7 protein-coding genes are annotated in these 14140 nt (G+C 35.1%); all 7 read right to left on the bottom strand.

Annotation, left to right across the window (positions count from 1 at the left end):
- Positions 1-60 precede the first annotated feature (60 nt).
- Positions 61-816, bottom strand: coding sequence for a glycoside hydrolase family 16 protein (locus tag QLS97_RS06675; protein ID WP_282715213.1), 756 nt, complete (start codon positions 814-816; stop codon positions 61-63).
- 6 nt (positions 817-822) lie between these two features.
- The gene (gene bglX, locus QLS97_RS06670) at positions 823-3123 is read right to left on the bottom strand and encodes a beta-glucosidase BglX (protein ID WP_282715211.1); all 2301 of its coding nucleotides are present in this window, start codon (positions 3121-3123) and stop codon (positions 823-825) included.
- A 67-nt stretch (positions 3124-3190) separates the two neighbouring features.
- Positions 3191-4834 carry a family 16 glycosylhydrolase gene (locus tag QLS97_RS06665; RefSeq protein WP_282715209.1) on the bottom strand — a complete coding sequence of 548 codons (1644 nt, stop codon included), beginning with the start codon at positions 4832-4834 and terminating at the stop codon, positions 3191-3193.
- Between the two features lie 91 nt (positions 4835-4925).
- Entirely contained in the window at positions 4926-6521 is a 1596-nt protein-coding gene (locus tag QLS97_RS06660) for a PKD domain-containing protein (RefSeq protein ID WP_282715207.1), read from the bottom strand.
- 19 nt (positions 6522-6540) lie between these two features.
- Positions 6541-8019, bottom strand: coding sequence for a RagB/SusD family nutrient uptake outer membrane protein (locus tag QLS97_RS06655; RefSeq protein WP_282715205.1), 1479 nt, complete (start codon positions 8017-8019; stop codon positions 6541-6543).
- An 11-nt stretch (positions 8020-8030) separates the two neighbouring features.
- Complete coding sequence (locus QLS97_RS06650) at positions 8031-11087, bottom strand: SusC/RagA family TonB-linked outer membrane protein (protein WP_282715203.1); 3057 nt, start codon at positions 11085-11087, stop codon at positions 8031-8033.
- A gap of 237 nt (positions 11088-11324) precedes the next feature.
- Positions 11325-14126 (bottom strand): helix-turn-helix and ligand-binding sensor domain-containing protein, encoded by a 2802-nt coding sequence (locus QLS97_RS06645; RefSeq protein WP_282715201.1) that lies wholly within the window; start codon positions 14124-14126, stop codon positions 11325-11327.
- Positions 14127-14140: the final 14 nt, after the last annotated feature.

Here is a 14140-nt window from a genome sequence, read left to right as displayed (position 1 = left end):
TATCAATTAATTATAATCAAACTTTATTTTATTTTTAATTATTTTACTTAATATTTCTGATTATTGATAAACTCTAATGTAATCAATTATGAAATCTTGCGGAAGTATAGTGTTATCTACTTCGGGTCCTCCAAAATTCCCTCCTATAGCCATATTGACAATAAAATAAAAGGGCTGGTTGAATGGCCAAATCGCTTCTGTTTTATTTTCAGGTTGAAAGGTATACACTAAAGTATCATCTACAAAAAAATCAATTTTATCTTTCGTCCATTCTACAGCGTAAATGTGAAAACCTTCCTCGATAGCATCAAATCTTGTTTTCTTGGTATTTATAGTGTTTCCATGACTGTCTTGTGTATGCAAAGAAGTAAAAACCATATTGGGTTCTTTTCCTACATATTCTAAAATATCGATTTCTCCGGATTTAGGCCAACCGACTTCACTGATATTTGAACCCAACATCCACCAAGCTGGCCAAACTCCTTGTCCAACAGGAAGCTTTGCTCTAGCTTCGAAACGACCGTACTGAAACTCTTTTTTGCCTTTGGTGGTAATCCGTGTCGAAGTGTATTTATCACCTACCTTTTTGGCCGTGATAACTAACTGATTTTTAGCAACCGTGTGGTTTTGTTTCGTATACAGTTGTCGTTCATTGTTTCCCCAACCACAATTAGGACAACCATCTCCAAGCTCAAAATTCCAATTATTTTCGTTTAATGTGGTGCCGTCAAAATTTTCTTCCCAGACTAGTTTTCGTTTGTTCTGTTGTGCAAAAGAAAAATTAACCACAAGCAATAATATTAGTATTTTTTTCATTTTATTTTAATTAGAATATTGAAAATCGCCTTCCAACTTTGTTACTGAACTTCCTCCGATGAATACTTTAAAGTCACCTGCTTCTGCTTCCCATTTTTTATTAGCTGTGAAGTATTCAATTGTTTTTTCATCGATTGAAAATACTACTTTTTTTGCTTCGTTAGGTTGCAATTCGATCATTTCGAATCCTTTCAACTCTTTTACCGGACGGGTAATACTTCCTATCAAATCTCTAATATACAATTGAACAACCTCTTTTCCGGTAACTTTTCCAATATTTTTTATAGTTACTGAAACTTCTATTTTGCCGTTTTTAGCAAATGTATTGGATGATAATTGTAAATTAGAGTATTCAAATTTAGAATAACTTAATCCGTGACCAAAAGGATACAAAGGCGTGTTCTTTTCATCAATATAATGTGACCAAAATACACTTTCGGGTTCGTTCATAACCGGTCTTCCTGTATTTTTATAATTGTAATAAATAGGAACCTGACCTACATTTCTAGGAAAAGTCATTGGCAATTTTCCGCTTGGGTTATAATCACCGTATAACACTTGTGCTATTGCGTTACCACTTTGCGTTCCTAAATGCCATCCTTCAACAATTGCAGGAATATTTTCATCAGCCCAAGGAATCGCTAATGGTCGGCCGTTATTTAAAACCAAAACCACATTAGGATTGACTTTATAAATTGCTTCCAATAATTCTTGTTGAACACCCGGCAAACCTATATCTGATCTACTTCTTCCCTCGCCTGATTGCAATCCGTGTTCTCCCAAAACCATGACTACCACATCGGCTTGTTTTGCTACCGAAATGGCTTCTGCAAATCCGCTCTTATCAGTTGTATTGATTTTAGTTTCCCAAATGAATTGAGTTCTTCCCTCGACTACATCAGCTCCTTTAGCATAAGTAAGTTGATTACCTGAATACTTCTGTAATCCTTCCAGAACTGAAACTGCCGAATTATCGTCAGCAGCGATTCTCCAACTCCCCAAAGGACTCGTTTTATCATTTGCCAAAGCACCGATTAATGCAATTTTTTGACCTGATTTTTTTAAAGGCAATACTTCCTTTTCATTTTTCAAAAGCACAATCGATTTTTTGGCTACATCCAAAACTCCTTCTTGAAATTCTTGTTTCCCAACGGTTGCCAATTCTCGATTTTCATCACAATATTTGTATGGATCGTCAAACAAACCCAATTCGAACTTTACTTTCAAAATGCGTCTTGCCGAATCATCAATATCACTTTCTTTGACTTTACCTTCCTTCACTAATGCTACCAAATGTTCCACATACGCACTAGATTCCATATCCATGTCTGAACCAGCATTGATGGCTATTTCGGCAGCATGTTTACTGTCTTTGGCATAACCATGTGGTATCATCTCGTTGATAGAACCCCAATCAGAAACTACGAAACCATCAAATTTCCAATCTCTTTTTAAAACTTCTCTTTGTAAATAGGCATTTCCTGTTGCGGGAATTCCATTCAATTCATTGAAAGAGTTCATAAACGTTCGCACACCAGCATCAACCGCCGCTTTAAAAGGAGGGAAAATTGTATTCTGCAACACGGTTTCACTTATATCTACCGTATTATAATCTCTTCCTGATTCTGCAAACGCATATCCTGCAAAATGTTTGGCGCAAGCCAAAATAGTATTCGTAGCGGCCAAATCTTCGCCTTGAAAACCTTGTATACGAGCTACGGCAATCTTACTTCCTAAAAATGTATCCTCACCTGCTCCTTCCATAACACGACCCCAGCGGGCATCTCTAGAAATATCAATCATGGGTGCAAAAGTCCAGTTCAATCCTACGGAAGCCGCTTCTTCTGCCGCTATTGCCGCCGACTTTTTTATTGCTTCTAAATCCCAACTTGCTGCTTCGGCCAGTGGAATTGGGCTGATCGTTTTATAACCGTGAATAACATCAAATCCAAAGAGTAATGGAATCCCTAATCGGGTTTGTTCCACCGCTATTTTTTGCAATGCTTTTACATCTTTAACTCCTTTTACATTCAGCATCGATCCTACTAACCCTTTTTTTAGATCTTCGTATTTTTTGGCTGCTTGACCTTCTTTTGGAGTTGGACCAGTAATATCCCAAAATCCGTTGTACTGATTGAGTTGCCCTACTTTTTCTTCCAGAGTCATCAATTGGAGCACAGAATCGACTTTAGTATCTAAAACATTTTCTTTGGAATAAGAAACAGGTGATTTTAAAATTTTATTGCTGCAGCCTGCAATTATTAAAGCTGTAATAGCAAATAATGCTAACAGGGATTTATTTCTCATCTTTATCCTTTTTGTTATAATTAAAAGGTCGGTAAAAGAACCGACCTTTATAAATTCATTATGTATTTTATTGATAAATCCTTACATAATCAATTTCCATTGAAGATTGCGAAAAAGCAGGATCAATTGCTCCTCCAAAAGTCCCTCCCATCGCCACATTCAATATTAAGAAAAAATCACTGTTGAAAGGTACTGAAGCACTATTGACAAAAGAATGAAAGAGCTTATCATCAACATAAAACTGAATCGAAGTAGGACTCCAAATTGTTTTGTAAATATGGAATTCAGTAGATGCATTTGTTATTGTTGTCGTAGCTGTATTCGGGTTTGCACCAAAATTACCCGGATAATGTAATGTCCCGTGAATTACATTCGGATCATTTCCTTTGTGCTCCATGAAATCAATTTCACCACATTTTGGCCAAGCATTAGTTTTATAATCTTGTCCTAAAGACCAAATCGCCGGCCAAGTTCCACCACCAATAGGTAATTTTGCTTTTACTTCAATTTTACCATAGGTAAATTCATATTTATCTTCTGTTTTTAATCTTGAGGAAGTATAACCTGTTCCTGATTTTTTAGCCGTAATTTTTAGATTTCCACCTTGAACAATTACATTATCAGAAGCGCTTGTATAGGTTTGGGCTTCGCCATTTCCCCAACCGCCAGCACCAAGGTCATATCCCCATTTTGTAGGATCCGGAGCACCGTCAATATTAAATTCGTCAGAAAATTTCAAAACGGTATAATTTGCAGTCGGAGTTGGAGTTACAACTGTACCAGGAAGCGTTGTTGTGAAAATATGATACCACGCCAAAAATGGATTTCCTGACTGAATCACTCGCACAACCATACGATTATCTGTAATTGATAGAATTTCGTAAGAACTAGACCCAACATAATAGCCCATAAAACCTCCGTCAGCAATATTTATTGTAGTCCCTCTGGTCTGCGTAGCACTATCCGGATTCATTGTCACAAAAGAGTCTGACTTACTCAAAGTCACTGTTTTTGCTCCACTGGTATTTAAATCATAACAGGCATCCTCTCCACCGCCTTTAAAAGCACCATTATAATACGTTTGCCCTTTGTTATCCAACTCAAATTTCATTTGATCACCAACTAAAGAAAAAGTCATTATACTATTGTACAAACAGGTAGCTGATTTCTCATTGGCTTTAGCGGAGTAAAAATCCGGGTAATAATTTTTTGTTCCAAAAGTAGGATCAGACCACGCTACGTTTGGACCAACTCCCAAATGCCCTAGCTCTGTTTGTGCCCAATACCATTTTCTGGAAGCACCACCTGTTAGAAATTGTACCGCTTGCTCATCTTTAAAATTACTAAAAACTGTTACTTCCAAAGTAACATTAGTAGCAACTCCTCCTGCTCCAGAGGCAATTACAGTCACTGTATACGTATTTGTACCTGGCTTTGCAAAAGCATTTTCGAATATACCGCTTGGGGAATTCTTTGAAGTCCCATCACTAAAAATGTACTTGTACGAAATAGCATTTTCTGCAGTACTGGTAAATTTTACTTTTCCGGAACCATCTCCGTTTGGAAATGCAGCTGATTTCCCTATTATTTCCGCTGTAACTTGAAGATTTGTTGGCGTGTCTAATGCTCCAAAACCTAAATTATCTTCCTGACAATTGACCATCAAAAGAAGGACAAAAACGGATACTATATTTATGATTATTTTTTTCATTTTAAATATTTTTTTAAAAAAATGTAGTTAGAATACTGGTTTTATACAAACTCATTTTAAATCCATAATTAGTTGATTTTTTCTGTTTTTATTAATTATGAAAATAAACATTATCTATATAAACAGTGTTATTTCCAGAAGGCGCACCCACATAAATTAACTGTGCAATATGTGCTCGTGTAGTTAATCCTGTAAAGGAACTTAACGGAATATCTAAACTTACCCAAGATCCTTTAGCTGGTGACGAAATTGTAATTTCATGTTCTACATCATCTCCTCCTCCAAAAGCTCCATTCGCACCAAAATCGACTAATTTTATTTTGAATTGTGTAAAATCTGATGACCAAACGTCAGTGTGAAAATGCGTCATTGCAGTAGCATTTATAGGCGTTGTAGTCGCTTCTATTCCAACAAAATCCAATGCACTGTATTTCTTTGTTGCATTTCCATTAATACTCAAATCCGTCAGCGTGGCACTTGACCAAGAAGTTCTCCAGGTGTCAACAGTTACATTTGTATAGGCGTCACTGAACATAGAAATTACTTTGGATGCCGCTACACTTGGAGTTGGAGCTGCTGTGATTGAACCTGCTTGATTGTAAAAGAAAACATTATCCACATAAACCGTAGTATTTCCAGAAGGCGCACCAACAAAGATTAATTGAGCAATATGAGAACGAGTAGTCAATCCTGTAAAGTCACTTAACGGAATATCTAAACTCACCCATTTCTCCTTTTCAGGATTAGGAATCGTGATTTCATGTTCTTTATCATCTCCTCCACCAAAAGCTCCATTAGCTCCAAAATCGACTAGTTTAACTTTAAACTCTGTAAAATCAGACGACCAAACATCTACGTGAAAGAAAGTCATAGCCGAAGCATTGATTGGAGTTGTAGTTGCTTCGATACCAACAAAATTCAAAGCACTGTATTTTTTAGTTTTGTTGCCACTAATATCAATATCTTCTAAATTTGCCTGTGACCAAGAAGTTCTCCAAGTATCAACCGCAACATTTGTATAACTGTCGCTAAACATTGAAATGACATTTGCTGCCGGAATTGTAGGAACTGGCGCAGCGAATAAATTAGTTACTGTTACACTTTGTGTTTTTTGTGTCGTAGCAACTCCTCCGCTTAGTGCAACCACTTTTACTTGATACGTTCCCGGATTTAAATACGTGTGCGTAATTACCTCATCTTGCATGAAATCTACCGGAACTTCATTTGCTACATCTCCAAAATAAACCTGGAAGAAAGTCTCTAATTCCGCTTTGGCAGTTACATTAATCGAAAGATTGCTTCCAATAGTTATAGTAGGTTCAAAACTTGTTGGTGCCAAAAAAGAAACCGTTACCTCTTGAATCGTTTCGGTTTTTTTACCATTAATAGTTACCCCTACAATTTTTGCCTGAAATTTACCTTCTTTATATTTATGAGTAATGGTACCGCCTGGATTTACGAAAACAGGAGCTGTAGTTGCGTCACCAAAATAAATTTCGAACTGAGTAACTCCTTCGCCACGAGGCAAAAAAGTAACATTTCCTGAGTTATCCTGAGTAATGGTCGTCAGAGCAGATATATTTGAAGGAGCATTTACTCCATCCAGATCTACGTCATTATTTTCGTCTGAACATCCTAAAAAGAGGATTAGAGCAAAAAGACTTAGTATTAATTTTAAGTTTTTCATATTTAAATAATATTAGTTTTTAATATCCAGGATTTTGTGTCCAATTTCCATTTGCAAATTGAATTTCCTCGATAGGAATTGGAAACAATTCATTTTTGTTGGCTGTAAATCCAGTAATTTCCTGAGCTGCTTTACCAGTTCGTACTAAATCGAAGAAACGGTGTCCTTCACCAACTAATTCCACTCTTCTTTCTGCTAAAATAAAGTCAGTCAAAGCTGCTCCAGAAGACGAAATATCATGATTCAAATCACCAAAAGCACGTCTTCTAACTTGGTTCAAATACCCTCTTGCTTTAGTATCATCGATTCCTCCGCGATTGTAAGCTTCGGCCGCCATCAAAAGAACATCTGCATAGCGAATGGCTCTGTAATTATTAGGATTAGTTAAGTTTAAATCTCCTTGTGCGTTGGCACTTCTTTTTCTTGGAATGTATTTTCTGTTGAAAAAACCAGTATGTTCATATCCTTTTCCAAAAGTAGCTCCTGTTGCTGTCGCCCAAGCTTCGATATCTAATATTGCTACCGCTTCCCTTCTGTCTCCGGCTTCAAATGCGTTTACGATTTTCTGAGTTGGAACATTAAAACTGAAACCCGAAGTAAATAAATCACCTGAATAATTTCTTGGTCCACTAAAACCCACGGCTACATTTCCTTCGCTACATTGGAGACATCCAAAACCGGCACCTTCAACATCCGTGTATTGTACTTCGAAAACCGATTCTAATCCATTTTCTCCAGCATTTTCAAAAATAGTATTGTAATCTGAAACCAATGAATACGAAGAAGTTCCAATTAAACTTTCGAAAGTTGCTACCGCTTGTGGGTATTTATTTTGGTACAAATATGCTTTTCCTAATAATGCTAATGCCGCGCCTTTTGTTGCTCTTCCTTTTTGTGCTGCTGTTGCAGATAAGTTTTCAGAAGCAAAAATTAAATCGGCTTCAATTGAAGCGTACACTTCTGAAACGGATGAACGCGGAATTATTTTCTCGTCACCAGAGCTGAACCTTGCGTCCCCTTTCAATGGGATTCCACCAAACCATTTTACTAATTCAAAATGATAATAGGCTCTAAGAAAACGAGCTTCACCAATCACTTGATTTTTTCCTTCAAAATCTGTTTTGTCTTTGAATTCCAAAATGTAATTGGCTCTTTGAACTCCTGCGAACATCCAGTCCCATAAGTTTTTTAGATTGCTGTTCACGGGTGTGTGAATCATATCATCAATTTGCTGAAAACCCGGAGTATCCGATTGACTTTCGCCACCAGCCAAAGTATTATCTGAAGCTATTTCGCCTAACAATGCATTTAGATATGTAGTTTGCAACAAATCATACGCTGCAATTAAAGCATTGTCATAATCTGATTTTGAATTAAAATAATTCTCAGAATCAATCGAATATTCTATAGGTCGATCCACAAAATCATCACTACAGGAAATGGTTACAGTTGAGAAGATTGTTATCGATATAAGGGTAATAAATAGATACTTTTTCATTTTAATACGAATTAAAAATTAATGTTTAAACCTAACAAATAGGTTCTTGGGATTGGATAAAAACCATAGTCAATTCCTCCGCCAATTGGAGCTCCATTAGAAGCACCCGGATCAAAACCTTTGTATTTTGTAAACGTGTATAAATTATTTACACCCGCATACAAACGCAGTTTTGTGATTCCTGCTTTTTCAGAAAATTTAGAATTTATTGAATATCCCAATTGCATGTTTTGGATTCTTAAATAGGAAGCATCTTCAACAAAATAACTGGAGAAAGTAGAATTTCCTGTAGCACTTGTAGTCACTCTTGGAGTAGTATTAGTACTTCCTTCACCAGTCCAACGGTCCAAAACATAATTAAGTCGATTTACATCTGTAAGGTTTCTTTCGTAATTTCTCACCATATCATTTCCTACGGAAGCAAAAGTATAGACTGCAAAATCAAAGTTTTTGTAATTCATTTGTAAATTGAAACCCATTGTAGCTTCAGGAATTGGATCTCCAATATTCGTTCTATCACTTGAATTAAGAATTCCATCTCCATTCACATCTACAAAACGAAGGTCTCCAGGACTGGCGTCAGCACCCAAAGATAATTGAGACGGATGTGAATCAACTTCTGACTGGTTTTGAAAAATTCCGTCTGTTTTGTAGCCATAAAAATAACCTATTGGCTGACCTACTTCCATTCTTGAAGGTGCTTGTTGGCCTACGCCAAATGAACCTCCTTCAATATATCCTATTCCGTTGTTTACGGCTAATACTTCGTTTTTAAGGAACGTAACATTGTACCCAACACTCATCGAAAAATTATCCGAGAATTTGTTTTTGTAATCTATTGCAAACTCTAAACCTGAATTCCTTACCGTTCCTGCATTGATTGTTGGTGAACCTGCACCAGGAGCTGCTGTTCCGTTGATTCCTGAAACAGGTATAAATGGAATTAACAAATCGGCTCTGGTATCAATAAAATAATCCGCAACAATAGAAACTTTATTTTGTATCAATTTAAGGTCTAAACCAACGTCAAATTTTCTGGCTTCTTCCCATTTCAAATTTGGATTTGGAATTTGTCCTGTAGCTAAACCATTCACTAAAACATCATCGAAAACATAGGTCGCTTCTCCGCTTAATTGCGAAACATAACCATTGTTTGGAATCTGGTCATTTCCTAAAGTACCGTAGCTTCCTCTCAATTTCATGAAGTTTATTAGTTTGTCTTCTCCAAAAAAGCCTTCATCAGAAATTACCCAACCTGCTGTAAATGATGGAAAATAACCCACTTTATTTCCAGGTCCAAATTTTGTCGAAGCATCACGTCGTATCATCGCAGAAAAAAGGTATTTCCCTTTGTAATCATATTGTGCTCTTGCAAAATAAGAAAGTCTTCGTTCGTCGTAATTATAGGAACCGTTTGGTACGGTTTCAGAAATCCCTTTGGTCAATGCTATATCTGCAAATTCCCATGAATTGTAAGGAACATCAAATCCAGTTGCAAATAACCCGTTTCCGTATTGTTTGAAAATAGTATTTCCTACAGTTGCAACTACATTGTGATTTCCAATTTTCTTAGTATAGGTTCCAAATAAATCAAATGAATAATCATTATCATTAATAGCGCTTTGGGAAACCGAACTTCTCAAAACATCAAATACCTTATCCGAAGGATTTATCCAATATAGAATTTGCTTGGCAAACGATTTAGACTCACTGTTTGAAGTATTAAAACCAATTGAACTCGAAATCGTAAAATCTTTGAAAACCTTGTAATCTAATCCAAAATTACCATTGACTTTTTTGAAGCTGTAGTCATTATAAGTATTGGCAATTTGAGCCAATGGATTTATAATTTCAATTCCTAACCCAGTATTTGTAGGCACTTTTGTAAAATCCCCATTTGCATCATACGGTGTTAGTGTTGATGGTGTATTCAAAGCATTGAACAAAACAGAACCTAAACCACTTTCGTTTAATGATTTTCTATTAAAATAAGTATAGATTACGTTTGTTTTCAATTTCAATTTCTCAGTAACATCAGCACCTACAGAAACTCTGGCTGTATTTCTTAAAAACCCAGATTTACTTTCTCCAATAATTCCTTCCTGATCTAAATGAGAACCACTTACCGCATAGGTAATTTTATCTGATCCACCAGAAAAGGAAATGTCATGATTGATAATAGGAACACTGGTGCTGAAAACTTCATTTTGCCAGTTTGTTCCTTTGCCTAAACCAGAAACATTAGGAAAGGGAATTGCGTTACCGCCATTAGCATAACTTTCATTCAATAATAAAGCGTATTCAGTAGCGTTAAGCATTGGTAATGTTCTTGACGTTTCCTGAAAACCTGTATAGGTATTGTAACTAATTTTTGATTTAGAATTCTTTTTCCCTGATTTTGTCGTGATAAGAATAACCCCATTAGCACCAATAGTACCATAAATAGCTGCTTGAGCATCTTTCAAAACAGTGATGGACTCGACATCATTTGGATTTAATAATCCAAGTTCTCCAACATATCCATCGATGATGGTTGTAGGTCTGTTTTCACCATTGGTTGCAATACCTCTGATGCGAATATCCAAAGCGGCACCCGGAGCACCCGAAGTAGTTGTAACATTCACTCCGGAAACAGTTCCTTGTAAAGCTTGCTCAATTTTAACTGGTTTTAAAGCTTCCAAAGTTTTGCTGTCTACCACAGAAACTGCTCCCGTTACTTCTCGCTTTTTTTGACTTCCATATCCAATTACTACAACTTCATCCAATACTTTAGAATCTTCCTGTAACGAAATAGAAAGAGCACTATTAGTAGATACTACTTTATATTCAAAATTTTTAAATCCTAAATATGAAAATATTAAAGTTGCACCAGAGGAAACTCCTTTTAGAGAAAAACGGCCATCCATGTCTGTCGCCGTCCCAATCGTTGAATTTTTAACTTGAACATTTACTCCAGGTATAGGTAAACCAGAACCGGTTTCTTTAACAACTCCTCCTACATCATATCCTTGGGCAAAACCAAAAGAGGATAGAAATAGAAAAAGGATTAGTAGATAGTTTGACTTCATAATTTATATTTTTTGTGAATTATAAAATTAATCGGAACAACTAATAATAAATCAAAAAGAACCTCTACAAAAAACATACAATGCAAAAAATCAATTGTTTAATTCATAATATTTAAAAAAGGGCTGAAAATTAAGAAGAAATTAAGAAATCCAGATTTTCTCTAAAAACAAAAAAACCACAACAATAACGGTATTGTTGTGGTAATGTATAGTTTTATTTGTAAAATTCAGAAGAAACTATACAGCTAAAATGTACTCTACAAGTCCTTGTTCGTGCGACAATTCCATTTTCTTACGCAAACGATATCTTTTTATCTCAACGCTTCGTACAGAAATATTTAGCAAAGGCGCTACTTCTTTCGACGAAAGATTTAATCTCAAGTAGGCACATAATCGCAAATCGTTTGGAGTTAAGGACGGATGAGCCAGTTTCATTTTTTTCAAAAAGTCTTTATCGGCATTATCAAAAGCTTCTTTGAATACACTCCAGCTATCGCCTTCAGTTATGTTCTTATTAATTGTAGAAATTACTGATTTTATACTTCTGTTGCCATCATCATGCGTTTTCTTTAAATCATCTTTGATAAAAGCCAGCAACTCATTTTTACTATTCAAACTCATCGTAGAAACAGCCAACTCTCTATTTTTAGTATCTACATCTTGAGAAAGCTGTTCGTTTCTAATACGCATTAATTCCTGCTCGTTTTCAAGCTCTTTAATCTCTAATAACAAATTATTCTCTTCTATTAATTTCTCTTTTTGTTTTTGATAGTAATTTTTATAGGTCTTATGAATAAATCGAGCCATCACAATCACAAAAATAAAATAGAAAAAAAGAGCAATATTGGTTAAATACCAAGGTTTTTCAACAGTAAAAGTATATATAGCGGTATCTTCTAAAGTAGAATTAGCAAATTTAGCTCTCACCTTAAAAGTATATTCCCCAGGAGGCAAATTTTTAAAATTCACTGTTGATTTTGCACTCCATTCGCTCCACTCCTCTTGAAATCCTTCTAATAAATATTGAAATTCAGCATTGATGTATTTATTAAATTCAGGAACCGTATAATTAATGGTTATATTATTTTCATCATATTTAAAACTACCCTCTTCCTGAATAGAACGGTTTTCGGAAGTTTCATTTAACTTATTTGTTGTAATTGCGGAAATAGAGACGTTATGATTTTTAAAACTCAATTCATTAAGATTCAAAATATAATACCCATCAGTAGTTCCTATCAAATAATTGGAATTGGAAATTTGAGTAATATTTTCGTAGCCTAACATCGAATTTGTTAATGAAGCTGGAATCGGAATTACATTTTGCTTCAGTTGATTACTTAGTTTACTCAATGAAAAATAATGGATGTAATTTTTTGAGAACAGCCATATTTTATTGGAATTATCCACAATCAATTTTCCCGAAGTATATTCATCTTTTTCGAAAACAGAACTTAATAAATTATCCTTACTGAATTGTTTGGTCTTCTCATTCAATTTAAAGATACCTTCTTTATTAGCATAGTAAATTATGTTATTGAACTTAGTTAAACTGGCATTTTTACCTTTTTCGGGTGTTTTATAGGTCACAAAAGGTTTCGTTTTTGAGAGTTTATCATCTAATTCCAGCCTATAAACTCCTTTATATTCGTGACTTACATATATATTCAGAGCATTCGTGATTTCAAAATATTTTGAGGAATAATCAAATCCTGCAATTTTATTTCTAAAACTCCATTGATTATTCGTTTTTGCCAAAACAGAAATTCCATAGTAATTCCCTTGGAGTAAGAGCCCTTTTTGATTGGGGACAGTTTCAAATTTCCAAGTACCAGATGCAGAAAATATATTTTTTGCAACAGCGTTTTCAATCACAAATGTTCCCGAATCATGACCGCAAAAAAGTGTTCCATCGTACTCAAACAAAGACCAAACCTGCCCTTTAGTTCCGTTTACAAATTTGAATTCATCATTAGTCAGATAGTTTTTATAAAACAAACCTTGATTGGTTCCTACATACAAATTACCGTCATAAAGCTTTGAGGTATAGACGGTTCCTAAAATTCCAGTATCATCAACAAAATTTTGTATAGGAGATTGCAGATTAATACAATTGATCCCGTTGTCCAATCCTACCCAAAGATTCTTATCGGCATCTTCATATAAAGACAACGCTGTATTATTACTCAATCCTTTGTTTTGGTTGATGTGATATTTAATTCTCCCGTTATTATTTAAGATAAAAATCCCATTAGAGACAGTTCCTAAAGCAAAACTTCCATCCGACAGTAATTGACTGCTGTACACGCTACTGGATGCTAATTCCGAATCAACTTCTGTAGAAAATTTAGTCAAAACAGTTCCTATAAGTTTATAAAATCCATTCAGCTGAGTCTGGATTAAAAGGCCTTCATCAATAGTAAAAACGTTGACAATCCTATTGTCTTTTAGAATAGGATTATTAGATACCAAGCGCCCTTTTCCGCTTTCAATTTCAAAAAGTCCTTCATTTATACTCTGAAAATAAATTGCGTTTTTTGTACGGAACGATTTAGTAATATTATTTTTGGGAGCAATAATTTTGAAACCTCCTGTTTTGGTATTGTAAATATAAATTCTGTCCAAAGATTGAAAAACAACCCATTGTTCATAGTTTAATATATTCCAAAACTGTTCGTCATTAAGAATTTGAGTTTTTATTGTTTTGCTAAGCGAAGTGTATTTTAGTTTTCCATTTGTCTGCCTCGTCCAGAAACCAAATTCCATGTAGCAACCGGTATAAATTTTATTTCCAATCACTTTTACAGAACGAACAATAGTCTCGTTTGGTGATGGATATAATTCCCAATTTGATCCGTTAAATTCCAATAATCCTTCATTATTGGCAAAGAAAACATAATGATTTTGATCCTGCGAAATCATCCAATTCTGGTTTCCCGCACCATAAGTGGTTGAGGCATATTTTACAATTGGCGGCAATTCTTGAGAAAAAGCACAAAAGGACATTAAAAAAAGAAAAATGTATAATTTTGTTTTCAATGGTATGGTGAAGT

Origin of the sequence: Flavobacterium yafengii, from assembly GCF_030010375.1 — a bacterium.
Lineage (GTDB): Bacteria > Bacteroidota > Bacteroidia > Flavobacteriales > Flavobacteriaceae > Flavobacterium > Flavobacterium yafengii.
Note: the sequence above shows the minus strand (reverse complement) of the source record. Positions and strands in the feature narration are given on the sequence as shown.

Bases quoted from the DNA above. Each gene is read 5' to 3' on its own strand.
- QLS97_RS06665 (WP_282715209.1), bottom strand. From the start codon at position 4,834: ATGAAAAAAATAATCATAAATATAGTATCCGTTTTTGTCCTTCTTTTG.
- QLS97_RS06650 (WP_282715203.1), bottom strand. From the start codon at position 11,087: ATGAAGTCAAACTATCTACTAATCCTTTTTCTATTTCTATCCTCTTTT.
- QLS97_RS06655 (WP_282715205.1), bottom strand. From the start codon at position 8,019: ATGAAAAAGTATCTATTTATTACCCTTATATCGATAACAATCTTCTCA.
- QLS97_RS06675 (WP_282715213.1), bottom strand. From the start codon at position 816: ATGAAAAAAATACTAATATTATTGCTTGTGGTTAATTTTTCTTTTGCA.
- QLS97_RS06660 (WP_282715207.1), bottom strand. From the start codon at position 6,521: ATGAAAAACTTAAAATTAATACTAAGTCTTTTTGCTCTAATCCTCTTT.
- bglX (WP_282715211.1), bottom strand. From the start codon at position 3,123: ATGAGAAATAAATCCCTGTTAGCATTATTTGCTATTACAGCTTTAATA.